This is a genomic window from Streptomyces sp. NPDC002845 (assembly GCF_053591955.1).
In genome coordinates this window covers 74436-97721 of the sequence record NZ_JBSFUU010000002.1, presented here as the reverse complement: position 1 = coordinate 97721, position 23286 = coordinate 74436, and the positions used below count along the sequence as shown (strand labels likewise).

Annotated in this window: 21 protein-coding genes; 3 read left to right on the top strand and 18 right to left on the bottom strand. The window is 70.6% G+C overall.

The genetic code is table 11. The features are described 5' to 3' along the window. Position 1: 1 nt before the first annotated feature. Both ACWD3C_RS01680 and ACWD3C_RS01675 read left to right on the top strand, forming a co-directional pair. Entirely contained in the window at positions 2-241 is a 240-nt protein-coding gene (locus tag ACWD3C_RS01680) for a type II toxin-antitoxin system CcdA family antitoxin (RefSeq protein WP_451138917.1), read from the top strand. A gap of 47 nt (positions 242-288) precedes the next feature. Further along, a complete protein-coding gene (locus ACWD3C_RS01675) occupies positions 289-630 on the top strand; it encodes a DNA-binding protein (RefSeq protein ID WP_451139216.1) in 342 nt (113 codons plus the stop codon). Between the two features lie 9 nt (positions 631-639). On the opposite strand, the gene era is transcribed toward ACWD3C_RS01675, so the two are convergent. Continuing rightward, positions 640-1632 carry a GTPase Era gene (gene era, locus ACWD3C_RS01670; protein WP_451138916.1) on the bottom strand — a complete coding sequence of 331 codons (993 nt, stop codon included), beginning with the start codon at positions 1630-1632 and terminating at the stop codon, positions 640-642. 277 nt (positions 1633-1909) lie between these two features. Between era and ACWD3C_RS01665 the strand changes: the two genes are divergently transcribed. After that, positions 1910-2248 (top strand): P-II family nitrogen regulator, encoded by a 339-nt coding sequence (locus ACWD3C_RS01665; protein ID WP_451138914.1) that lies wholly within the window; start codon positions 1910-1912, stop codon positions 2246-2248. A 60-nt stretch (positions 2249-2308) separates the two neighbouring features. Here the strand turns inward: ACWD3C_RS01665 and ACWD3C_RS01660 are convergent, their stop codons facing one another. The 17 genes from ACWD3C_RS01660 to hrcA all read right to left on the bottom strand — a co-directional run bounded on the left by ACWD3C_RS01660 (position 2309) and on the right by hrcA (position 23217). Continuing rightward, positions 2309-3247 (bottom strand): WxL protein peptidoglycan domain-containing protein, encoded by a 939-nt coding sequence (locus tag ACWD3C_RS01660; protein ID WP_451138912.1) that lies wholly within the window; start codon positions 3245-3247, stop codon positions 2309-2311. A gap of 82 nt (positions 3248-3329) precedes the next feature. Continuing rightward, positions 3330-4670 carry a beta-xylosidase gene (locus ACWD3C_RS01655; protein ID WP_451138910.1) on the bottom strand — a complete coding sequence of 447 codons (1341 nt, stop codon included), beginning with the start codon at positions 4668-4670 and terminating at the stop codon, positions 3330-3332. 421 nt (positions 4671-5091) lie between these two features. After that, positions 5092-5568, bottom strand: coding sequence for a hypothetical protein (locus ACWD3C_RS01650; RefSeq protein ID WP_451138908.1), 477 nt, complete (start codon positions 5566-5568; stop codon positions 5092-5094). A gap of 481 nt (positions 5569-6049) precedes the next feature. Continuing rightward, positions 6050-6403, bottom strand: a complete 354-nt coding sequence (locus ACWD3C_RS01645) for a cytidine deaminase (RefSeq protein WP_451138906.1) — start codon at positions 6401-6403, stop codon at positions 6050-6052. 37 nt (positions 6404-6440) lie between these two features. Continuing rightward, complete coding sequence (locus ACWD3C_RS01640; RefSeq protein WP_451138904.1) at positions 6441-6800, bottom strand: MmcQ/YjbR family DNA-binding protein; 360 nt, start codon at positions 6798-6800, stop codon at positions 6441-6443. Beyond that, positions 6797-8107 (bottom strand): hemolysin family protein, encoded by a 1311-nt coding sequence (locus ACWD3C_RS01635; protein WP_451138902.1) that lies wholly within the window; start codon positions 8105-8107, stop codon positions 6797-6799. The genes ACWD3C_RS01640 and ACWD3C_RS01635 overlap by 4 nt, the downstream gene beginning before the upstream one ends. After that, positions 8104-8601 carry an rRNA maturation RNase YbeY gene (ybeY, locus tag ACWD3C_RS01630; protein WP_451138900.1) on the bottom strand — a complete coding sequence of 166 codons (498 nt, stop codon included), beginning with the start codon at positions 8599-8601 and terminating at the stop codon, positions 8104-8106. Before ybeY ends, ACWD3C_RS01635 begins: the two co-directional genes overlap by 4 nt. Before the next feature lie 12 nt (positions 8602-8613). Next, positions 8614-10761: a PhoH family protein gene (locus ACWD3C_RS01625; RefSeq protein WP_451138898.1), complete on the bottom strand. Its 2148-nt coding sequence runs from the start codon at positions 10759-10761 to the stop codon at positions 8614-8616. Between the two features lie 140 nt (positions 10762-10901). Next, positions 10902-12014 carry a carbohydrate kinase family protein gene (locus ACWD3C_RS01620; protein ID WP_451138896.1) on the bottom strand — a complete coding sequence of 371 codons (1113 nt, stop codon included), beginning with the start codon at positions 12012-12014 and terminating at the stop codon, positions 10902-10904. A 117-nt stretch (positions 12015-12131) separates the two neighbouring features. Then, positions 12132-13424 (bottom strand): glucarate dehydratase family protein, encoded by a 1293-nt coding sequence (locus ACWD3C_RS01615; RefSeq protein WP_451139214.1) that lies wholly within the window; start codon positions 13422-13424, stop codon positions 12132-12134. A 240-nt stretch (positions 13425-13664) separates the two neighbouring features. Beyond that, positions 13665-14597, bottom strand: a complete 933-nt coding sequence (locus ACWD3C_RS01610) for a ribonuclease Z (RefSeq protein WP_451138894.1) — start codon at positions 14595-14597, stop codon at positions 13665-13667. A gap of 6 nt (positions 14598-14603) precedes the next feature. Next, complete coding sequence (locus tag ACWD3C_RS01605) at positions 14604-14978, bottom strand: histidine triad nucleotide-binding protein (RefSeq protein ID WP_451138892.1); 375 nt, start codon at positions 14976-14978, stop codon at positions 14604-14606. Between the two features lie 127 nt (positions 14979-15105). Further along, on the bottom strand, positions 15106-18327 hold the full coding sequence (locus tag ACWD3C_RS01600; protein ID WP_451138890.1) for a S41 family peptidase: 3222 nt from the start codon (positions 18325-18327) through the stop codon (positions 15106-15108). A gap of 743 nt (positions 18328-19070) precedes the next feature. After that, positions 19071-19820, bottom strand: a complete 750-nt coding sequence (locus ACWD3C_RS01595) for a 16S rRNA (uracil(1498)-N(3))-methyltransferase (RefSeq protein WP_451138888.1) — start codon at positions 19818-19820, stop codon at positions 19071-19073. Then, positions 19817-20902, bottom strand: a complete 1086-nt coding sequence (locus tag ACWD3C_RS01590; protein ID WP_451138886.1) for a nitronate monooxygenase — start codon at positions 20900-20902, stop codon at positions 19817-19819. The genes ACWD3C_RS01595 and ACWD3C_RS01590 overlap by 4 nt, the downstream gene beginning before the upstream one ends. A 158-nt stretch (positions 20903-21060) precedes the next feature. After that, positions 21061-22200, bottom strand: a complete 1140-nt coding sequence (gene dnaJ, locus ACWD3C_RS01585) for a molecular chaperone DnaJ (protein ID WP_451138884.1) — start codon at positions 22198-22200, stop codon at positions 21061-21063. Continuing rightward, positions 22201-23217, bottom strand: coding sequence for a heat-inducible transcriptional repressor HrcA (hrcA, locus tag ACWD3C_RS01580; RefSeq protein ID WP_451138882.1), 1017 nt, complete (start codon positions 23215-23217; stop codon positions 22201-22203). Positions 23218-23286 lie beyond the last annotated feature (69 nt).

Sequence of the window (23286 nt, the reverse complement as noted above, 5' to 3'; positions counted from 1 at the left end):
CATGGTCACCAAGAAAATCACCATCACAGTGCCTGAGGAACTTGTTGAGTCAGCGCGTGAGCTCACCGACAACATCTCCGGGTTCGCGGCAGAAGCCCTTGCCGCCAGGATTCGACGCGAATTGCTGGCCGAAGATCTCCGGCGTTACGAGGAGGAGCATGGAGCGTTTACCGAGGAGGAGTTGGCCGAGGCCTTCGCTCGACTCCACGGAACCGCCCCCTCGAAGCAGGAAGCCGCGTGACTTCGATCGCTACCCTCGTCCTCGGCTCCGAAGGACTCTCGGCCTGGATGGCTCAGGACCGCAAGACCGCCGCCCTGTTCAGGGTGACCTCCGAGGCGAACCTCGTCGTGTCGGCGAACACCATCATCGAGGTCACCCACATCGGCACCAGCATGCCCCGCCTGAACTGGGCTCTGTCCCGCATAAAGGTCGAGCCCGTCACCGAACACACCGCCAAAGCCGCGGCCAAGCTCCTCAAGGACGCGGGCCTGCACGGCCACAAGTACGCCATCGACGCGACCGTCGCCGAAGCGGCCCTCCGTCAGCCGGGGCCCGTCGCGATCCTCACCTCGGACGTCGACGACATGACCAAGCTCTGCGGTCGGCGGGTCAGGGTCGTCCCACTCTGACCCGGCCCGTCAGAACCCCAGCCGCCGCAGCTGCTTCGGATCCCGCTGCCAGTCCTTGGCGACCTTCACGTGCAGGTCGAGGAAGACCGGCGTACCCAGAAGCGCCTCGATGTGCTTCCGCGACTTCATTCCGACCTCCTTCAACCGCTTGCCCTTGGGGCCGATGATGATGCCCTTCTGGCTGGGCCGCTCGATGTAGACGAAGGCGTGGATGTCGAGGAGGGGCTTGTCGGCGGGCCGGTCCTCGCGGGGCAGCATCTCCTCGACGACGACGGCGATGGAGTGCGGCAACTCGTCCCGCACCCCCTCCAGCGCGGCCTCGCGGATGAGCTCGGCCACCATGACCTGCTCGGGCTCGTCCGTGAGGTCACCCTCCGGGTAGAGGGCGGGCCCCTCCGGCAGCAGGGGCACCAGCAGATCCGCGAGCAGATCCACCTGCTTGTCCCCGACGGCGGACACCGGCACGATCTCGGCCCACTCGAACCCGAGCTCCTTGCCGAGCTGATCGATGGCGATGAGCTGCTCGGCGAGCGTCTTGCTGTCCACGAGGTCGGTCTTCGTGACGATCGCGATCTTCGGCGTCTTCTTGATGGACGCCAGCTCCTTCGCGATGAAACGGTCACCGGGCCCGAGCTTCTCGTTCGCCGGCAGACAGAAACCGATGACGTCGACCTCGGCCCAGGTGGTCCGCACGACGTCGTTCAGCCGCTCCCCCAGCAGCGTGCGCGGCTTGTGCAGCCCAGGGGTGTCGACCAGGATCAGCTGGGCGTCGGGCCGGTGCACAATCCCCCGCACCGTGTGCCGCGTCGTCTGCGGCTGATTCGCGGTGATCGCCACCTTCTGGCCGACCAGAGCGTTCGTGAGGGTGGACTTGCCCGCGTTGGGGCGGCCCACGAAACAGGCGAAGCCCGCGCGGTGCTCCCCCACTGCCTCAATGGCGTGGGAGGTGCCCCCGCCCTCGGACGGCTCGGATGACTGACTACGAACGCTCATGGCGCCCATTGTCCCTGATCGCCGGAGCGCCACTGCACCGCGACCGGGAACCACACCTTGGGCGAGCACCCGGAACAGCGACGGGCTTCCGTGCGGGTGAGAAGCAGGAGCACACCGCCGCGGCCCTTACGGCGCACGCCGGGACGGCTTACGATCACGGAGTTCTGGGGCACGGCTCCCCGCTCACGTCGTCCGTGTCATCCGTATCGTCCGTGTCATCCATGTCGCCCCTGTCGTCCGTGTCCCCGTCCCCCGTCCCCACCACCGAGAAGGCCAAGGCCCAGGCATGAAGCTCATCACCGCCATCGTCAAGCCGCACCGCCTCGACGAGGTCAAGACCGCCCTCCAGGAAGTCGGCGTGCACGGCCTGACCGTCACCGAGGCAAGCGGCTACGGCCGTCAGCGCGGGCACACCGAGGTGTACCGCGGCGCCGAGTACCAGGTCGACCTCGTTCCCAAGGTCCGCATCGAGATCCTCGTCGAGGACGCGGACGCCGACGCGGCCATCGAGGCGATCGTCAAGGCCGCGCAGACCGGCAAGATCGGCGACGGCAAGGTCTGGGCGCTGCCCGTGGAGACCGTCGTCCGCGTCCGGACGGGCGAGCGCGGCCCCGACGCCCTCTGAGACCGGCCCCCGGCACGGCGCGACGGAGACCGTTGCCCCTGCCGGGGCACCAGGCCCCGCCTACCCCCCGAGCCGCGCCTGGCGCCGCCGTACCCTGATCACCACGACCGCCCCGGCCAGCAGCGCCGCGAGCACCACCGCCACCAGCCACGGCAGCGCGAAGAACGACACGCTCACCGATTCGCGGGTGCCCTCGGCGGACGCGGTCAGGGTGATGTCGCCCCAGTCGAACTGGGGTGCCCCGCGCCAGGGTTCGGTGAGCCGCACCCGCTGGCCGGGCAGCAGCTCCGAGGGGAGCCCGGTCAGGTCGCGGGCCAGGAGCGTACGGCCGAAGAGGCCCACGGCCCGCAGTTCGACCCGGGGATCGACGGTGACGTTGCCGGTGTTGTGGAGGGTGTACGAAATCGTCGCGGTGCTGGAGCCGATGCCGGGGACCAGGGGCCGGTCGTGCCGGACGCGGACCTGCTCGACGGCGAGCGCGGGCACCGTCGGCCCGCTCACCCGGAGGTAGATCCGGGCACCCACGGCCCGCTGCACCCCGAGGGCCGTCGCCCCGTCGCCGGGGTCGATCCGCTCGTCGAGGGCGACCAGCGCGCCCGGGTGGTCGCCGGGTTCGGCGCGCTCGGGCACCCGGAGGGTGAACGGCACGGTGACCGAACCGCGCGCCGGAACGGTCACCCGGGACTTCGAGGGCTTCGCCCAGGCGCCCACGCCCCGCTGCTTCTCCGTCACGGTCCTGATCGCGAAGCCGCCGTCCCGGGCGGTGTTGTAGGCGTCGGCGGCGTAGAGGCGGAAGGTGAGCGGCTCGGCGGTCTTGTTGGTGACGACCACCTTGTCCCGGACGGTCGTGCCGGGGTCGGCGGTCACATAGAAGTAGGGCCGCGTGGAGATCTCGGAGGCCTGGGGGAACACGGACCAGCTGCCGTTGTCGGCGGCGTACGACGGCGCGGCGGGCCAGAGCAGCAACAGGGTCAGGAGGAGGACATACGGCTTGCGCATGGGTGCGGACCCCCGCGGAACGCGGTGGGCGGGCGGGTGCGCGCCCGGCCCACCTGGACTGTTGGCCGGTCGGACTTCTCGCTCAGGCGAGGGTCAGCGTCAGGACGCCCGCGTAGGTGCCGGGCGGGGTGTACGCCGGGACCTTCAGCGAGAGCCGGGCGTCGACGGTGAACTCACCACCGGTGAGGGTCCCGTCGGGCGCGGACGCCAGGGTCGCGCCCGCGCTGCCCACCGAACCGGCGGAACCGGCCTGGCAGGTGCTCGGACTGCCGTCCTTGGTGACGCACGCGGGCGTCCAGCTCAGCTTCGACGCCGGGATGCTGGCCCCCGGACCGGCGAAGTCGGTGACCTTGCCCGTCAGGGACCAGCCCGCGGAGCCGCCGCGGTGGTCCTTGACGGTCACCGTTTGCAGGTCGCCCTTGGCGGACCCGCCCGAGCCGAACTCGACGTCACTGAGGGCGACGGTGTCTCCGGCCTGGGTCATCGACAGGGTCCCCGCGGTCACCTTGGAGGTGATCCGCTGGCTGTTCTCGGGGACCGGGGTGTCGTCGATGACGACGTACGTGGCCGGACCGGCGCCCTTGTCGGCGCTCCAGCTGTCGCCCTCGTACGCCACGATCCCCGTCGTCGTACGGTCGTTGACCGTGAGCGAACCGCTGAACGCGCCGCCGCCGTCCGCGGTGACCGTGGCCGTGTCCGCGGTCTGGGTTCCGCCCGCGCGTCCGGCGAGGGTGACGGTCGCCCCCGGGGTGAAGTCGCTGCCGGTGACGGTGACGCTGTCACCGGGTGCCCCGGATGCCGAACCGAGCGAGATGGAACGGGTGTTGGGCTGGCTCACGTCCGTGGCGGTGACCGTCTCGGAGACGGGTGCGGGCGGGTTGGTCACCGTGCAGGGGGTGTCCAGTTCGACGATGTAGCTGGTGTGGATGTTGTAGTCGCCGGGCGAGAGCGTGATAGCTCCGGGCGCGGTGACGGTGAAGGTGCCGGTCATCGAGAACGACGGGAAGGTGCCCCGGCCGGGCACCGGGTCGTTCTTCTGCGGTCCGGCGACCGTGACGTCGCCCGTCTGCGCCCCGCCGAGGGTGACCTTGCCGGTGGGCGTCATGATGTCGGCCGGCAGGGCGAGGTCGGTGGGGTTGCCGGCGGCGGGTTCGACCACCGTGTACGTCACGGTGACGGTGTCGCCGACCTTGGGCGCCGTGTTGTCCACCGTGATCTCCGCGGTGGTGGTGCCGTCGATCGGCGGGATGCCCGCGATCGGCGGCGGGACGCAGTGCGTGGGGAAGTCCACGGCCGTGGACTGGGCGCTCGCGGCACCGGCGGGCACGGCCAGCGCGCCTCCCGCGGTGACCGCCAGCGCGGTCGCCCCGAGAAGCGCCGCCAGACGGCGTCTTCGCGCGGCTCTCCGGGTGGTGGGTCCCATGAATGCCCCCTCCTGAGGGATGGCGGGCGCAGCGGCTCGTCTGCGCCGACAGGGGGCCATTGATGTGCGGGTTGTGTGAAAAGTCAATGCATACGCAAGACGTCAACTGATGGGCCATCAGTTTCTGCCAACATCACCCTCTCACCCGTGAGTTGGCATATGTGAACCCGCGCGCCGACCGGTGCCGCCCGACCATGGGACGACACCGGCCCTCATATACCCCGCACAAGCACAGGGCTCACTCTTGAAGTTCTCTCCCGGATGAATCCGGGAGATTCTCCCCTGGATCTCTCCGGGAAGTTTGACAGGTCACGCCTGTCCGACGACGACCCTTCCGGCCGCTGGAGCAAGTACGGGACTCACTCGGGTTGTTGGGGACTTGGCTGTCGTCCCCGACGATGCACTGAGCGTACCAGATGCGTTACGAAGTGTAGACGAACGGCCCCGGCGACTGCGGGCCATCGGCGGTGCACGTCACGGTGATCCCGAAGATCACCATCTGCAGCGAGCCGCCGTACGCGTCCAGGCTGTCGCCGGAGGCGACGGTGCCGGTGAGCGGTCCGACGGTGACGTTGTCTCCGGTGGCCATCGCCGGGTTCTCGGTGCCCGTGAAGGCGACGGTGCCGCCGCCCGCGTTCGTCATGGTGAGGGTGGACTGGATGGAGTCCTCGGCGAGGGCGAGCGGCGCGGTGATGGCCGAGGTGAGGGTGATGGTGGCGGAGGTGCCGTCCTGGGTGGCCGTGAGGGTGGCCTCGCCGCCGCCGAACAGCCCGCAGTCGGCGGTGATGGTCGCGGACTGCGGGTCGACGGCCGCGGCAGCGGGCGCGAAGGCGAGCCCGGCGAGGGCGACCGCTCCGGCCGTGAGGGCCGCGCTGACTCCGAATCGCTTGCGTGTCATGTGATCGAGTTCCCTTCCCTGGTACGGGAATTGCCGTGTGGGGACGGATCGGCGGACCACGGGCGTCCGGGGCGCACGCGCGCATCGCCGCGCCGGTGAACGACTGGGCGACGAGGTGGGGAAGCGTGCACACACGGAACCCACCGCCACGGGTGGGGTGCGGCACACCACGCGGCGGAATCTGACGGTCCGTCTGGAGAGCGGTTTCCATTGATGCGCGGGCGACCGGAGATTGCAAGACACGCCCGCCACTTGTCCCAGGGGGCGGCGAAAGTGGCCGAAGTCATTCCCTGACGGGCCGTCAATCTGTTTGCGATTGGGAGGTGTTGAGGGGATGTGTCCCCGGCGGGGCGGTGGCGCGAGAAACGGCATCTGTCGCACCGGTACGGCTTTCCGCGGCCCCGGAGGACCGAGTACCGGCCGATCCGCTCCGCCGGAGCCCGGGCGGGCCGGCACGGGACACGGAGCCGGCCCCCGACGCTCACCCGGCGGTGACGACGCCCCGCACCGTGCCATCGGGACCGGCCAGGAGAACCGGCGTCCCGGGCCCACCGAGATCCCGCACGGCCGCAAGGTCCTCCTCCGACGCGCTGTCTCCGTCGGAGACCACCGCCGCGGCCTCCAGCGACTTCGCCCCGGACGCCACCGCCATCGCCACCGCCGTCCGCAGCGCGCTCAGCTTCAACGAGTCCAGGTCGACGGTCCCGGCCACATACGTACGCCCTGTCTCATCACGCACGGCCGCGCCCTCGGGCACACCGTTGCGGGCCCGCGCGGAACGGGCCAGGGTGACGATCTTGCGGTCTTCGGGGTCAAGCGCGCTGCTGTCGGTCATGAGCCGAGCATACGTAGGCCCCGCCGTCCGGCGCGGCTCAGGGGCGGTCCAGCCGGAGCCGTTCGGCGCGCGGCAGCCCCGCCACAACCAGGTCGTACGAGTCCTCGACGAGCTCCCGGACGAGACGGTCGGGGAGGTCGCCGTCCACGGTCACCGTGTTCCAGTGCCGCTTGTTCATGTGCCACCCGGGCACGATCAGGCCCTCGTACTCGGCCCGGAGCCGTACCGCGTCCTCGGGGTCGCACTTCAGGTTGACCTTCAGCGGGCGGGCGTCGAGAGCGCTCAAGGCAAACATCCTGCCCAAGACCTTGAACACCGAGGTCTCCGGGGTGAACGGGAAGTCCTCGACGGCCGCGTTGAAGGAGAGGCAGAGGCCGCGCAGCTCCTGGGGGGTCACTCCGCCTTCTCCTCCTCGTCGCCGACCGGATTCGCCGGACCGATCGGCTCCACCAGCACGGTCACGATCTTGTTCCGGCGCCCGGCCGCCGCCTCCGCCGTGAGCCTCAGCTCCCGCTCGTCCGGCAGGCACACGACCGACGACGCCCCGGCGATGGGCACCCGGCCCAGCGCCTTCGCCAACAGCCCGCCCACCGTCTCGACGTCCTCGTCGTCGTACGCCTCGATGCCGTACAGCTCGCCGAGGTCGCCGATGTCGAGGCGGGCGGTGACGCGGTAGCGGTCGTCGCCGAGATCCTCGACCGGCGGCAGCTCACGGTCGTACTCGTCCGTGATCTCGCCGACGATCTCCTCAAGGATGTCCTCGATGGTGACGATGCCGGCCGTGCCGCCGTACTCGTCGATGACGACGGCGACATGGTTGCGCTCCTGCTGCATCTCGCGCAGGAGGGCGCCGGCGTTCTTGGTGTCGGGCACGAAGGCGGCCGGCCGCATGGCCGTGGAGACCAGCTCGGACTCGGCGTCCCGGCTGATGTGCGTCTTGCGGGCCAGGTCCTTCAGATACACCATCCCGACGATGTCGTCCTCGCTCTCCCCCGTGACCGGGATGCGCGAGAAACCGGAGCGCAGCGCGAGGGTCAGCGCCTGGCGGATGGTCTTGTACCGCTCGATGACGATCAGGTCGGTCCGGGGGACCATCACCTCCCGTACGAGCGTGTCGCCCAGCTCGAACACCGAGTGCACCATGCGGCGCTCCTCGGCCTCGATCAGGGACTCCTTCTCGGCGAGGTCGACCAGCGCGCGCAGTTCGGCCTCGGAGGCGAAGGGACCGCGACGGAAACCCTTGCCGGGGGTGAGGGCGTTGCCGATGAGGATCAGCAGCGGCGGGATCGGGCCCATGATGCGGGCCAGCGGGAGCAGTACGTACGCGGCTGCCGTGGCCGTGTTCATGGGGTGCTGGCGGCCGATCGTGCGCGGGGACACGCCCACCGCCACGTACGACACGAGGACCATGACGCCGATGGCGACGGCCAGGGCCTCCCAGGTCTCGTCGAACTCCTGCAGGCAGGCGTACGTGATCAGCGAGGCGGCGGCCATCTCGCAGGCGACGCGGATCAGCAGCGCCATGTTGAGGTAGCGGGTCGGGTCGGCGGCGACCTGGGCGAGCTTGGCGCCGCCGCGCCTCCCGCCGCGTACGGCCTCCTCGGCGCTGAAGCTGGAGACGCGCGCGAGGCCGGCCTCGGCGCAGGCCGCGAGCCAGGCGACGACGACCAGGGCGACGGCACCGGTGACGAGTGGGAAGCTCATGACACGGTCGGGGCCGGGGACGGGCCGGTCAGGCCCTCCTCCGCGCGCCAGCCGTCCACGATGGCGGCCTGCAGGCCGAACATCTCGGCCTTTTCGTCCGGGACCTCGTGGTCGTAGCCGAGCAGGTGCAGCACCCCATGGACGGTCAGGAGCTGGAGCTCCTCGTCCATGGAGTGCTGCGTCGCGGCTTCCTTGCCCTGCCGCTCGGCGACCTCGGGGCAGAGCACGATGTCGCCGAGCAGGCCCTGCGGCGGCTCGTCGTCGTCCTTGGACGGGGGCCGCAGCTCGTCCATGGGGAACGACATGACGTCGGTCGGTCCCGGCAGGTCCATCCACTGGATGTGCAGCTGCTCCATGGCGTCGGCGTCCACGACGATCACCGAGAGCTCGGAGAGCGGGTGGATACGCATCCGCGCGAGCGCGTAGCGGGCGATGTCGAGGATCGCCTGCTCGTCGACCTCGGTTCCGGACTCGTTGTTGACGTCGATCGACATGGTCGTGCTGGTCTACTTCCCCTTGTGCCCGGACTTGCCACGGCCCTTGTGCGTGCCGTTGTCGGTGCCGTGCTTGTCGTCGTACTTCTCGTACGCGTCGACGATACGGCCGACCAGCTTGTGCCGTACGACATCGTGGGACGACAGCCGCGAGAAGTGCACGTCGTCGACCCCCTCCAGGATCTCCTGCACCTGCCGCAGCCCGGACTTGGTGCCGTTCGGCAGGTCGACCTGCGTCACGTCACCCGTGATCACGATCTTCGAGTCGAAGCCGAGGCGGGTGAGGAACATCTTCATCTGCTCGGGGCTCGTGTTCTGGGCCTCGTCGAGGATGATGAAGGCGTCATTGAGGGTGTTGTGCGTCAGCAGGTAGTCCTGGGTGACGTAGAGGGAGTCCTCGGCGGCCACCTGGATGCAGACAGTCTCCTCCCTGCCCGCGGGCTCGATCGAGTCGATGAAGCGCATCGGGCGTCCGCCGCCCCCGGCCGCGTGGTACTTGTCGCGCTTGCGGGCCAGGCGGAAGGGTTCGATGCCTTCGGGGAGGCGGATGTCGATGATGTGGGCGTCGCGGCGGTACTCACCGCGTGTGGTGCTGCTCTTCGTCCGGCCCTCGGCCATGCGGCGCCGAGTGTAGGCGACACCGCCCAGCGACTGCACGAGCGAGATCACATCATCTCGGAGGATGATCGACGTGGTTGTGTACTGGATCCGGCAGGTGCGGTCCTTCTGCGTGACCGGGCCTCCGTCCGTGTCGAGCAGCCCTTGTAGGACCGCGAGACGTACATCGGCTGAGTTGTAGAGGTAGTCGTCTGGGATGAACTTCGAGTACGCCTTGCTTCCGAGCAGGTCCAGCATGCGCAGCGCCTGTTTGAGCGGATGCGTCAGAACGCCGCCCTCGCCGTCGCTCGGCATCGGGAGGCGGTTGATGAGGTAGTTGTAGCCGCCTCGCGACCGCACCTTGATGCCTGGAAGCGCTGCCTCCAGGGCGGGGATCATCTCCGGGTCCGCTGTAGCGAACGAGGGCGTGCCTCCCTTCGAGATGCATCCATCGCCGAGCAGAAGACCCAACGCGTACGGATCGATGGGAACCTCGCGCTTGGGGAAGCACACCGGCGCCGTGAGCAGCGGCAGCTCGTACCGGCGATAGTGCGCCGCCCGCAGGTTGCCGATCATGTCCTGGGTCTCCAGGACACGCCACGGCTTGTTGCGGCGCTTGTCGTCGCGCGTCCTGACCGTCCACAGGTGCTCGCCGCAGCACAGGGTCCAGGAGCCGTCCTGGGCTGTGACGCGGTAGACATCCTTCTCGCCCTGCGGATAGACGCCCAGGACCGGGGTCGGCTCACCGTTCGAACCGATCACCAGGTCACCGACCTGGAGGTCACCGATAGGGCGCCAGCCGTCTGGTGTGAGGACGTTTGTGAACGTCGGGTGGGCACGGCCCCTCATATACGCCAGCGGCGCCACCTCAATGGTCCCCGCCGCCATCAACCGCGGAATGGAATCCGGGTCGAGCATGTCGTGCAGCGCGTCGTAGAGGGGCCGCAGATACGGGTCGATCTTCTCGTAGAGCGTGCCCGGCAGGAAGCCCAGCCGCTCCCCCGCCTCCACCGCCGGGCGGGTCAGGATGATGCGGTTGACCTGCTTGGACTGGAGGGCCTGGACGGCCTTGGCCATGGCGAGGTATGTCTTGCCCGTACCGGCCGGGCCGATGCCGAAGACGACGGTGTGCTTGTCGATGGCGTCGACGTACCGCTTCTGGTTGAGCGTCTTGGGGCGGATGGTGCGGCCGCGCGAGGACAGGATGTTCTGCGTGAGCACCTCGGCCGGGGTCTCCTGGCCGTCGCTCTCCCCGTTCTCGCTCGCCCTGAGCATGGCGATCGAGCGTTCCACTGCGTCCTCCGTCATCGGCTGCCCGGTGCGGAGCACCAGCATCATCTCGTCGAACAGGCGCTGGACGAGGGCGACTTCACCGGCCTCGCCGACCGCGCTGATCTCATTGCCCCGGACATGGATGTCGACCGCCGGGAAGGCCTTCTCGATCACGCGCAGGAGGGAGTCGCCGGAACCCAGCACGGTCACCATGGGGTGCGCGGCCGGGACGGTGAACTGTGCTCGTGCCTGCCCCTGCGCGGGGGTGTGAGCTGTGGGTGTCTGTGTCATGGGCCGGCTCTGTAGGCCTTGCTCGTCCTCCTCGAAACGGCTCGCGTGCCACGTGGGCAGCCTGGCGATTTCCAGGGTACGACGGGGCACCGACAACGCCGTAGGCCTTTTCACGGTCGGATGGTCCGACGCCGTGGGGGTCAGGCCGAGCGGCGGAAGCCGATGGTCGGTACCGCGCGGCGGAGGGGCCACGGTCTCGCGCTCTGCTGGGGCACGAGGTCGTCGAGGAAGGCGTACCGGCGCAGCGCGGCCGGGTCCTGGGCCTCGACGGACTGGACGCGGCGCCACCAGGCGGCGATCTCGGACCAGCCGGGAGCCGACAGGGACCCCCCGAACTCCTGCACGGACAGCGCGGCGGTCAGCCCCGCGAAGGCCAGCCGGTCGGCGAGCGGCCAGTCGGCGAGTGTGCCGGTGACGAAGCCCGCCACGAACACGTCACCCGCGCCGGTGGGGTCGAGCGCCTCGACGGCGATGGCCGGAACCTCGGCGCTCTCGCCGGTACGCCCGTCCACGGCGTACGCGCCCTCCGCCCCCAGAGTCACCACGGCGAGCGGCACATGGTCGGTGAGGGCGCGGGCGGCGGCGCGAGGGCAGTCGGTGCCGGTGTAGTTCATCGCCTCCTCGGCGTTGGGCAGGAAGGCCTCGCAGTCCGCCAGGTCGGCCAGACCGGCCAGGTCCCAGGCGCCGGTGTCGTCCCAGCCGACGTCCGCGAAGATCCGGGTGCCCTTCTTCGCGGCCTGCGCGATCCAGGGCGCGCGCTTGCCGGGCGCCAGCGAGGCGATGGCGGCACGCGTGCGTGGCGGGCACTCCGGCGCGGGCTCCTCCGGGGGCGGCTCGTGGCCGTGGGAGACCATCGTGCGCTCCCCCTCGTACGCCATGGAGACGGTGACCGGGGAGTGCCAGCCCGGAACGGTCCGCGACGCCGACAGGTTGATGCCCTCGCCATGCTCCAGCGCGTCCCAGCAGTACTCCCCGTAGTGGTCGTCCCCGAAGGACGCCGCCAGGGAGGTCTTCAGCCCGAGGCGGGCCAGGGCGGTCGCCATGTTCGCCACGCCACCGGGGCTGGACCCCATTCCGCGCGCCCAGGACTCGGTCCCGCGCACCGGGGCGGAGTCGAGTCCGGTGAAGATGATGTCGAGGAAGACGGTGCCGGTCAGATACACGTCCCAGGGCGGATCGCCCGGGGCACGCAGGTCTGCCAGCGGGTCGACCTGGGCCCGGCAGTACGGTCGCTCTCCCTTGGACGCGGTCACGGTGGGCTCCCTGACATGATGCGGATCAGGCCAGTGTGCACCACCCCACTGACAACACGCCGAGGATCGAGCCCGAGCCGCTCCGGGCGTCGCACCGGGCCACCACCGGCCCGACCGTCACCAGCGAGGCACCACCGGCGTGACCCACTCCGCATCCGCCACCCGCATCGCGGCCGTGTCGTCCCGGTCGCGCAGCGAACCGTCGTCCTCGGCCCATCGCCGATGCAGCAGCGCCAGCTTGTCGCGGTCGAGCCGGACCCCGAGACCGGGCGCGTCGGAGACGGTGACCTTGCCGTCCACGAAGGCGAGACGCTCGGTGAGCACGTCCTCCGACTGCCAGGGGTAGTGGGAGTCGCAGGCGTGGTGGAGGTCGGGGACGGTCGACGCGACGTGGGTCATCGCGGCCAGCGAGATCCCCAGGTGGGTGTTGGAGTGCATGGACACCCCGACACCGAACGTCCGGCAGATGGCAGCCAGTTCACGCGTGTTGCGCAGCCCGCCCCAGTAGTGGTGGTCGGACAGCACCACCTGCACGGCCCCTTTCGCGAACGCCTCCGGGATCTCCGCGAACGTCGTCACGCACATGTTGGTGGCGAGCGGCACGCCGGTCCGTGCCGCGACCGCGGCCATGGCAGGCGTACCGAGGGCCGGGTCCTCCAGATATTCGAGTACGTCACCGAGCTCGCCCGCGACCCTCAGCGAAGTCTCCACGCTCCACGCCCCGTTGGGGTCGAGCCGCAGCGGATGCCCGGGAAACGCCTCGGCGAGCGCCCGTACGGCCGCGACCTCCTCCTCGGGCGGAAACACCCCACCCTTGAGCTTGAACGACCCGAACCCGTACCGCTCCTTGAACTTCCGCGCCTGCTCGACGACTCCGCCCGGGTCGAGGGCCGCCCCCCAGTCGTCCCGCTCCCCGACGACCCCCTCGGGATGATCGGCCCACTTGTAGAAGAGATACGCGCTGTACTCGACCGCGTCCCGCACCTTGCCCCCGAGCAGCGCGTGCACCGGCAGACCGAGCGCCTTGCCGAGGGCATCGAGACAGGCTACCTCGAAGGCGGACACCACCGACAGCCGCAGCTTGTCGGCAGTCTGAACACCCCGCAGCCCACCCACGTCGACCTGCCCGGAAACCCGCGACCCGTCGACGGCCACTTCCTCCGCAACAACGAACAGCCCGTTCAAATCCGATACTTGACGCCCCACCACCTTCCGGGCGAACGGCCGGGCCAGCTCCAGATACTTGGTGTCCCCATACGTCTCACCAACACCAGCGACCCCGTCGGCGGTCACGACCTCCACGATCAGCCGAGGGGTATACGGCTGGTGAACGCCCTGCGTGTTCAACAGCGGCGGATCGGCCACCAAGATCGGCGTCAGCCGCACCTCGGCGATGGTCAGGTCGCACAGCGCCGCACCCACACCCATCTCCCCACATGGAAACCATTCACATACGGAGATGGAGATTAGACAGCCGAACAGACCCCGTCAACGGACGCACCCACGGCGAGACAGCCGCGTACGCACGGAAGCGGAAGGGGGTGTGCCGGGGGGCCGACCGCAGCGGATGTCGCGACAACGCAGCTCATTTCTATCCGCGTACGGCAACGAAACCCCGTTGCGCGCGGCCGGCGCAAACGCCCGAACCACTCACCGCCGCTTCGGCACCGGCACCCGCAGCAGATCACGCGCCACGGTCAGCTCCCCCTCGAACCCGGCGGCCCGAGCCTGCCGCTCGAACTCTCCCCCAGACTCCGTCCGGGAGGTGCCCCCAGGCTCGGAGTACCGCTGGCTGAAGTGCGTCAGCACAAGATGCCGCACTCCCGCGTCCACAGCGACCCGCCCCGCCTGACCGGCCGTCAAATGCCCGTACTCAACGGCGAGTTCCTGATCCTCATCCAGAAACGTCGACTCGATGACGAGCATGTCGCACCCCTCGGCCAGCGCGTACACCCCGTCGCACAGCCGCGTATCCATGACGAACGCGAACCGCTGCCCCCGCCGCACCTCACTCACGTCCTCAAGGGCGACACCCCCCAGCGCCCCCTCACGCTGGATGCGCCCCACATCCGGCCCCTCGATCCCGTACGCGGCGAGCCGCGCGGGCAGCATGCGGCGCCCGTCGGGCTCGATGAGCCGGTACCCGTACGACTCGACGGGATGGGAGAGCTTGCGCGCCTGAAGGCTGTACGCGGCGGTCGCGGCCAGCACACCGTCGGAGGCGACCGGCGCCTCGATCAGCCGCACGGTCTCCCGATACGCCGTGGCGTACCGCAGCCGGTCGAAGAACCGCTGCCCGGAGCGCGGATAGTGCGCGGTGACGTCGTGCGGCACCCGGTCGAGGTTGATGCGCTGGATCACCCCGGCCAGGCCCAGCGAGTGATCCCCGTGGAAGTGCGTGACGCAGATCCGGTGCAGGTCATGGGCGGCGACCCCGGCCCGCACCATCTGCCGCTGCGTGCCCTCGCCGGGGTCGAACATCAACCCCTCGCCGTCCCACCGCAGCAGATAGCCGTTGTGGTTACGGTGCCGGGTCGGGACCTGGCTGGCCGTGCCGAGGACCACCAATTCACGTACGGACACGACAAGTTACCCGGGCGGCCATTCGAGCCCGCGTCCGCCGAGGACGTGCGCGTGGGCGTGGAACACGGTCTGCCCGGCGCCGCTGCCGGTGTTGAACACGACCCGGTAGCTCTCCAGCTTCTCCTCGCCCGCGACCTCACCGGCCTCGTGCAGCACATCGGCGGCGATGCCCGGCTCGGCGGCGGCGAGGGAGGCGACGTCGGGGTGGTGGACCTTCGGGATGATCAGCACGTGTGTCGGCGCCTGCGGATTGATGTCCCGGAACGCGACGATCGTGTCGGTCTCCCGCACCACGGTCGCCGGAATGTGCCCCGCCACAATCTTGCAGAACAAGCAGTCTTCCTGCGGCGCGCCGTCCTCTTGTCGCGGCTCCCCTGCCATGCGTGTGCCTCCTCACGCCAGCTGATCGTTACGTCGGCATCGTATCGGCCGTAAGGCGTACGCCGCCCGATGCGGCCCCGCCCAGGGGCCGCACCGTCCAGACCAGAGCAAGGTCCCCCAGGCCGCCCTACAGCTCAGGCACCCCCGGAGCCGTCTTCGCCGGGTCCTCCGCGAGAGCGGCGAGCGCGATGCGAATCGCCTCGTCCAGCTGAACGTCCCGCCCGGCCACGTAGTCCTGCGGCGCCTGCACGACCTCGACGTCCGGGTCGACGCCGTGGTTCTCCACGCCCCACCCGTAACCCTCCAGCCAGAAGGCGTACTTGGGCTGGGTCACGAGCGTGCCGTCGACCAGGCGGTACCGGCTGTCGATCCCGACGACACCGCCCCAGGTGCGCGTACCGACGACCGGACCGATACCGAGGGCCTTTATCGCCGCGTTGACGATGTCCCCGTCGGAGCCGGAGAACTCGTTGGCCACGGCGACGACGGGACCGCGCGGGGCGTCGTCCGGGTAGCTGGACGGGCGCATGCCACGCGGCACGTCCCAGCCGACGATCCGCCGCGCGAGCTTCTCGACGACGAGCTGCGACGTGTGCCCGCCCCGGTTCTCGCGGACGTCCACGACGAGCCCCTCCCGCGCCACCTCGATCCGCAGATCGCGATGCAGCTGGGCCCAGCCGGAGCCGACCATGTCCGGCACGTGCAGGTACCCGAGCCGCCCGCCGGACTTCTCGTGCACGTACGCCCGCCGGTCCGCGACCCACGCGTGGTAGCGCAGCGGCTCCTCGTCGGCGATGGGGATGACGACGGCGTGCCGTGGATCACCGCCGCCGGAGGGCGAGACGGTCAGCTCGACGGGCTTGCCCGCCGTCCCGACGAGCAGCGGTCCGGGCCCGGCCACCGGGTCCACCGGCACACCGTTGACAGCGACGATCGCGTCCCCGGCGCGCACCGCCACGCCCGGCGCGGCGAGCGGCGCCTGCGCGTCCGGATCGGAGGTCTCCGAGGGCAGCACCCGGTCGATACGCCACTGTGCCGGTCCCTGGGAGCCGTCCTCGTGCCGGGAGATGTCCGCCCCGAGCAGCCCCTGCCGCCGGTCGCCCCAGCCGCCTCCCCCGCGCGGGGTGACGTACGCGTGCGAGGTGCCCAGCTCGCCCTGCACTTCCCACAGCAGGTCCACCAGGTCGTCGTGGGTGGCGACGCGGTCGAGCACCGGCCGGTACCGGTCGAGCACGCCGTCCCAGTCGACGCCGCCCAGGTCCGGCCGCCAGAAGTTGTCGCGCATGAGGCGGCCGGTCTCGTCGTACATCTGGCGCCATTCGGCGGCCGGGTCGACGGTCTGCCGTACCCGGGACAGATCGACGGTGATGTTGCTGTCGCTCTCCTCGTCGTTCGAGGCGCGCCGGTCGCTCGGTACGACCTTGAGCTTGTCGTCGGTCCACAGCAGGACGCGTTTGCCGTCGCCGGTGACGGCGAAGTGGTCGGCGTCGGCGGCGAGGTACTCGACGCGCCGCTGGGCGAGGTCGTACCGCTCCAGGCTGGTCTTCGGGTCCGGGTCGTCCGGGGTGGCCCGGGAGTGGCCGAGCACGCCGCGCACCGGGTGGCGCAGCCACAGCACCCCGTCCTTGGCGGCCCGCAGCCCCGTGTAGCGCGCGGCCTCGACGGGGAACGGCACGATCCGGTCGGCGAGCCCTTCGAGGTCGATACGGGTCGCGGGGGCGCCCTCGCTGTCGGGGGTCTCGTCCTTCTCCGGGGCCTCGAACGGCCGCCCGTGGCGCTGTGGCCCGAAGGGGGACGGGGTCGTCGCGGCGAGCGTGATGAGGTACGGCCGTGAACCGCCCACGAAGGCGAGGTCGAAGACGTGCTCGTCGTAGACCGGGTCGAAGGAGCGCGCCGACAGGAACGCGACGTGCTTGCCGTCGAGGGTGAACGCGGGCGCGTAGTCGCGGAAGCGCAGCGGAGTCGCCTCGGTGACCGACAGGTCGGCGGTGTTGGCGAGCTTGAGCTGCCGCAGCGGGCTCGGTCCGGCGTGCGACCAGGCGAGCCAGGCGGAGTCGGGCGAGAAGACGAGTCCCGACGCCTCTCCGTCCTCGCTGCGGTCGACCTCCCGTACCTCTCCGGTCTCCCGTTCGACGAGCAGTACCCGGCCGTCGTGCGAGGCCACGGCCGCCCGGCTGCCGTCGGGCGCCATCGCGAGCCCGAGCACCCGGCCCAGCTGCCCGGCGGCCAGCCTGCGCGGGGTGGCCCCCGGGGCGACCCCGGTCGCCGGCGCGAACTCCAGCGCGTCGTCGCCCTCCGCGTCCGTCACCCAGACCACGTGTTCCTCGCCGTCCGCGCGGAAGGTGCGCGGCATCCGGGCCCGTACGCCGTGCTCGACGGCGAGCGCCCGCGCGGGCCCCGAGCGGTGGGTGACCCAGTGCACGGCCCCGCGCACGGCGATCGCGCTGCCCCGCCCGGTGTGGTCGGGCGCGGCCGCCCCGAACCACCGGCCGGCGCTCACGGGATGCGGTTGCAGATCGACCCGCTGCCCGCCGAGCCGGATGTCGAGCCGTCGCGGTTCGGCGCCGTCCAGGTCATCGAGGAGCCACAGTTCACCGGCGGAGGAGTACACGACCCGCGACCCGTCGGTGGCCGCGTGCCGGGCGTAGAACCCGTCGACCGCCGTGTGCCGCCGCAGATCCGACCCGTCACCCAGGGACGAGTAGAGCGCCCCCACACCCTCGTGATCGGAGAGAAAAGCGATCCGCTCCCCCACCCAGGACGGGTACTCGATGTTCCCGTCCAGCTCGGCGTGCAGCCGTACGAACTCGCCCTGGTCCTCCCGGTCGATCCACAACTTGCCCGCCGTACCGCCCCGGTACCGCTTCCACCACGCGGCCTCGCGCCCCATGGGGGCGGACAGCAGCACGGTGGCGGGCCCGTACGCGACCTCGCCGACGGGCCCGTACGGCAGGGTGGTCGCCGGTCCGCCGTCGAGCGGGACCGCGCGGGCCCAGGTGCGGCGCAGGCTGGCCTGGCCCTGGGTGCTGAGCGCCAGGACCTGCCCGTCCGGGGTCCAGCCGCGTACCTGGGTCTTCGAACTCCCCCAGTACGTGAGCCGTTTGGCGGGCCCGCCGTCGATGGGCGCGATGTGCGCCTCGGACGCCCCGTCGCGGGTGGAGGTCCAGGCGACGGTGGTGCCGTCCGGGGAGATGCGTGGATGGTTCACGGGGACGTTGTCGACGCTGACCCGCCAGGCGCGGCCACCGTCGAGGGGCGCGACCCAGACGTCGTCCTCGGCGGTGAAGGCGACCGACTCGCCATGCAGATGCGGATACCGGAAGTACGCAGACGGTGCAGACTCTGTCACCAGGTCACCTTACGCAGCGTGCGTTCCTGAGGGCAGGGGTTGGCGCTTTTTCGACTAGGAGTGCGCACAAGGCAGCTTTAACTCGATCGTGTGGTGGTCGACTCACGGGCTTGCGGCGTCCTGGGGCCGTTCGGGCTACGGTGATCGTGCGATCTGGGACGCCGGGTACGGCGCCAGCGTGCGGGACCCCCGCTCCACGGGAGTGATGGTTCGGGGCCTCCCCGTCGCCTCTGGCCGTACCCATATGGCGAGGTCGCGCAGGGCAGCGTCGATCAGCGGCCTCCGGCCGCGGGGGCCTCGCGGGCCCGGACCACGCACAGGATGCGTGTCGCCGCCCCGGGGTCGAGTACGCCGGGGACCAGTACGCCCAAGACCGTTCGGGGCGTGCGGCTGAGCAGAATCACTCCTGCTCAGTCTTCAGACGGTTTGGATCACTTGCCCTACTGTCCTACCGCCCTACTTGCCCTCGGGCCAGCACTGCGGGTCCGTCTGGCACCAGATGCTCTTGGTGACGGTCACGGTGGGCCCGGGCTGTCCTGGCCGGCTGCTGCTCGGCCGGGCAGTCCGTTCCCGACCTCGCAGGCGGACGCGCCCACGACGGCACCCACGGCGAGTGCTGTTCCCAGCAGAACCCGACGCCCGCCCAACCGGTGCCGTAAACGCCTCAACGCACCCATGGGCAGCAGCCTGCCACCGACGTGGGTACGGCGGTAGGTCTCATACCGCCACGCCCCGGAGACCGGTCAGGACCAGCGGCCCGTGCGTCCGAGCAGCAGCGCGACCGCCGCGGTGCCGGCGGTCGACGTACGCAGGACACTGCGCCCCAGCCGGTACGCCTTCGCCCCTGCCTCGCCGAACAGGGCCAGCTCCTCGGGGGAGACGCCCCCTTCGGGCCCGACGACGAGCACGATCTCGCCGGAGGCGGGGAGTTCGGCGGTGGCCAGCGGCTCGCTGTCGTGGTCGCGGTCCTCGTGCAGTACGGCGGCGAAGTCGGCTTTGGCGAGAAGTGCGGCAACCTGCTTGGTCGTTGCCGCGTCCGCGACCTCCGGGAAGCGCACGCGGCGGGACTGTTTGCCGGCCTCGCGGGCGGTGGCCCGCCACTTGCCGAGTGCCTTCAGCCCGCGCTCGCCCTTCCACTGCGTGATGCAGCGGGAGGCCGCCCAGGGCACGATCGCGTCGACGCCGGTCTCGGTCATGGTCTCGACGGCGAGTTCTCCGCGGTCGCCCTTGGGCAGGGCCTGGACGACGGTGATACGGGGCGACTCCTCGGGTTCCTCCGCGACGGCGTCCCTCCGGACGATCAGCCGGTCCTTGCCCTCGGTGCCGAGTACGACGCAGTCGGCCCACCGCCCGTGTCCGTCCGTGAGGACGACGTCCTCGCCGGCCCGCAGGCGCTTGACGGAGACGGCGTGACGTCCCTCGGCCCCGTCGAGGACGTACCGTCCGCCGTCCCCCGCGCTGAAGTCCTCCACGACGAACACGGGAGCGGTCATGAGGCACCCCCGTCAGCGGGGTGTCCCGACAAGGCCGCCTTGGCGGAGGCGAGTTCCGCGGCCAGTACCTCGACCAGCCGACCGGCGGGGAGTTCGCGCGCCAGCCGGTGCCCCTGTCCGGCCCACAGCGCCATGCCCTGCGCGTCGCCCGACTTGGCGGCGGCCTTGCGCAGCGGCGAGGTGAGGTGATGGACCTCGGGGTAGGCGGCGGGGGCGTACGGGCCGTGCTCGCGCATGAACCGGTTGACGAGCCCGCGGGCCGGGCGGCCGGAGAAGGCGCGCGTCAGCTCCGTACGGACGAAGAGGGGGTTGGTGAGCGCCTCCTTGTGCACGGCGTTGGCGCCGGACTCGGGGGTGGCGAGGAAGGCCGTGCCGAGCTGCGCCGCGCAGGCGCCCGCGGCGAGCACCGCGGCGATCTGGCTGCCGCGCATGAGGCCGCCGGCGGCGACGATGGGCAGGGAGACGGCCTCCCGCACCTGCCCGACGAGGGCCAGCAGCCCGATCCCCGCGCAGTCCCTCTCCGGATCATCCCGATGGGTGCCCTGGTGGCCCCCCGCCTCCACCCCCTGCACGATCACCGCGTCGGCGCCCGCCCGCTCCACGGCCTGCGCTTCCTCGGCGGTGGTGACGGTGACGAGGGTGCGGGTGCCCTTGCGGGCGAGGGACTGGAGCACCTCTGGGGCAGGGCAGCCGAAGTGGAAGGACACGACAGGCACCGGGTTGTCGAGCAGGACGGCCAGCTTGGCGTCGTACCCGTCGTCCCGCCCGCTCTCCGGGTCGCCCAGCTCCGTCTCGTACCAGGCGGCTTCTCCGGCCAGCTGGTTGGCGTAGACCTCGACGGCGGCCGGGTCCGCAGACTCCGGCTGCGGCATGAAGAGGTTCACCCCGAAGGGGCGGTTCGTGAGTCCGCGCAGCTGCTTGATCTCCTGGTACATGCCGTCGGCCGTCTTGTACCCGGCAGCCAGGAACCCCAGCCCGCCGGCCCCGGACACGGCCGCGGCGAGCTGCGGGACGGAGACTCCGCCCGCCATCGGGGCCTGCACGATCGGGTGAGCGAAGAGATCGGTCAGCGCGGAGGACATGACGGCATGTTGTCACGTCCTCCGAACAAGTCCGAATCGGGTCCGACGGGCTCCCCAGCCCACCCAAGCCCCGACATCCGGTCAAGCCACGAGGGTCCTCGCCCCCGCCGCCCCTACCTCAGCCGCACCGCCCCCGGCACAACAGCTCGGCGCGCGCCTCAGCGCCCGTTGAACGCGTCCTTCAGGCGCGAGAACAACCCCTGCTGCCCCGGCTGGAACTGCCCCGTGGGCCGCTCCTCGCCCCGCAGCTTGGCCAGCTCGCGCAGGAGCCGCTCCTGCTCGGGATCGAGCTTGCTCGGCGTCTGCACCTCGACGTGGACGACAAGATCGCCCCGCCCGCCACCGCGCAGATGGGTGACCCCACGCCCGTGCAGCGGGATCGACTGCCCGGACTGAGTGCCCGGACGGACGTCGACCTCCTCCATCCCGTCCAGCGTCTCCAACGGCACCTTCGTCCCCAGAGCCGCCGCGGTCATCGGAAGGGTGACCGTGCAGTGCAGGTCGTCGCCCCGCCGCTGGAAGGTCGGATGCGGCAGCTCGTGGATCTCGACGTACAGGTCACCGGCGGGACCCCCACCGGGCCCGACCTCACCCTCACCCGCGAGCTGAATCCGCGTGCCGTTGTCGACACCGGCGGGGATCTTCACCGTCAGGGTCCGGCGGGACCGTACGCGGCCGTCCCCCGCACACTCCGGGCACGGGTTCGGCACGACCGTCCCGAACCCCTGACACTGCGGACAGGGCCGCGACGTCATGACCTGCCCGAGGAAGGACCGCGTGACCTGAGAGACCTCACCACGGCCCCGGCACATGTCACACGTCTGCGCGGTGGTCCCCGGAGCGGCACCCTCGCCACTGCACGTGGTGCACACCACGGCCGTGTCGACCTGGATGTCCTTGGTGGTCCCGAAGGCCGCCTCGTCGAGCTCGACCTCCAGCCGGATCATCGCGTCCTGGCCGCGCCGGGTACGCGAGCGCGGCCCGCGCTGGGACGCCGTACCGAAGAAGGCGTCCATGATGTCCGAGAAGTTCCCGAAACCGCCGGCGCCGAAGCCACCCGCACCACCCGCGCCGCCCGCCTGGGACAGCGGGTCGCCACCGAGGTCGTAGACCTGCTTCTTCTGCGGGTCCGACAACACCTCGTACGCGGCGTTGATCTCCTTGAACCGCTCCTGCGTCTTCGGATCGGGATTGACGTCCGGATGCAGCTCGCGTGCGAGCCTCCGGAACGCCTTCTTGATCTCGTCCTGGGACGCGTCGCGGCGCACGCCGAGTACGGCGTAATAGTCCGTGGCCACTTACGACTCCGCCAGGATCTGTCCGACGTACCGTGCCACCGCTCGTACCGCTCCCATCGTTCCCGGATAGTCCATGCGTGTCGGTCCGACCACGCCCAGCTTGGCGACTGCCTCGCCGCCCGAACCGTAGCCGACCGAGACCACGGACGTGGAGTTGAGTCCCTCATAGGCGTTCTCATGACCGATCCGCACCGTCATGCCCGAATCCCCCGCCTCCCCAAGCAACTTGAGGAGAACGACCTGCTCCTCCAGCGCTTCGAGCACCGGCCGGATCGTGAGAGGGAAGTCATGCGCGAAGCGTGTCAGATTGGCGGTGCCGCCGATCATCAGCCGCTCCTCGGTCTCCTCGACGAGTGTCTCCAGGAGGGTGGAGAGCACGGTCGAGACGGCGCCGCGGTCGTCGGCCTCGAAGGCCTCGGGCAGGTCCTGCACCAGTTGCGGCACGTCCGCGAAACGGCGGCCCGCCACCCGGCTGTTGAGCCGCGCGCGCAGATCCGCGAGAGACATTTCTCCGAACGGTGCCGGGCAGTCGATCATGCGCTGCTCCACGCGGCCCGTGTCCGTGATCAGCACGAGCATCACGCGCGCGGGGGCGAGCGACAGCAGCTCCACGTGCCGCACGGTCGACCGCGTCAGCGAGGGGTACTGCACGACGGCGACCTGCCGGGTCAGCTGCGCGAGCAGCCGTACGGTCCGGCCGACCACGTCGTCGAGGTCGACGGCGCCGTCGAGGAAGTTCTGGATCGCGCGCCGCTCGGGCCCGGTCATCGGCTTGACGCCGGCCAGCTTGTCGACGAAGAGCCGGTAGCCCTTGTCGGTGGGGATGCGACCCGCGCTGGTGTGCGGCTGGGCGATGAACCCCTCGTCCTCCAGGACCGCCATGTCGTTGCGGACGGTCGCCGGCGAGACGCCCAGGCTGTGCCGCTCGGTGAGCGCCTTGGAACCCACCGGCTCCTCGGTGCCCACGTAGTCCTGGACGATGGCGCGCAGCACTTCGAGCCTGCGTTCACTGAGCATCGCGCACACCTCCAGTTCGCCTCTCCCGCGACTCCCCCTTGGCACTCACCCCGGGCGAGTGCCAACACT

Bases quoted from the DNA above. Each gene is read 5' to 3' on its own strand.
- ACWD3C_RS01665 (WP_451138914.1), top strand. From the start codon at position 1,910: ATGAAGCTCATCACCGCCATCGTCAAGCCGCACCGCCTCGACGAGGTC.
- ACWD3C_RS01605 (WP_451138892.1), bottom strand. From the start codon at position 14,978: ATGGCAGGGGAGCCGCGACAAGAGGACGGCGCGCCGCAGGAAGACTGC.
- ACWD3C_RS01680 (WP_451138917.1), top strand. From the start codon at position 2: ATGGTCACCAAGAAAATCACCATCACAGTGCCTGAGGAACTTGTTGAG.
- ACWD3C_RS01645 (WP_451138906.1), bottom strand. From the start codon at position 6,403: ATGACCGACAGCAGCGCGCTTGACCCCGAAGACCGCAAGATCGTCACC.
- ACWD3C_RS01590 (WP_451138886.1), bottom strand. From the start codon at position 20,902: ATGTCCTCCGCGCTGACCGATCTCTTCGCTCACCCGATCGTGCAGGCC.
- ACWD3C_RS01660 (WP_451138912.1), bottom strand. From the start codon at position 3,247: ATGCGCAAGCCGTATGTCCTCCTCCTGACCCTGTTGCTGCTCTGGCCC.
- ACWD3C_RS01625 (WP_451138898.1), bottom strand. From the start codon at position 10,761: ATGACACAGACACCCACAGCTCACACCCCCGCGCAGGGGCAGGCACGA.
- ACWD3C_RS01650 (WP_451138908.1), bottom strand. From the start codon at position 5,568: ATGACACGCAAGCGATTCGGAGTCAGCGCGGCCCTCACGGCCGGAGCG.
- ACWD3C_RS01675 (WP_451139216.1), top strand. From the start codon at position 289: ATGGCTCAGGACCGCAAGACCGCCGCCCTGTTCAGGGTGACCTCCGAG.
- era (WP_451138916.1), bottom strand. From the start codon at position 1,632: ATGGGCGCCATGAGCGTTCGTAGTCAGTCATCCGAGCCGTCCGAGGGC.
- ACWD3C_RS01595 (WP_451138888.1), bottom strand. From the start codon at position 19,820: ATGACCGCTCCCGTGTTCGTCGTGGAGGACTTCAGCGCGGGGGACGGC.
- ACWD3C_RS01635 (WP_451138902.1), bottom strand. From the start codon at position 8,107: ATGAGCTTCCCACTCGTCACCGGTGCCGTCGCCCTGGTCGTCGTCGCC.
- hrcA (WP_451138882.1), bottom strand. From the start codon at position 23,217: ATGCTCAGTGAACGCAGGCTCGAAGTGCTGCGCGCCATCGTCCAGGAC.
- ACWD3C_RS01655 (WP_451138910.1), bottom strand. From the start codon at position 4,670: ATGGGACCCACCACCCGGAGAGCCGCGCGAAGACGCCGTCTGGCGGCG.
- ybeY (WP_451138900.1), bottom strand. From the start codon at position 8,601: ATGTCGATCGACGTCAACAACGAGTCCGGAACCGAGGTCGACGAGCAG.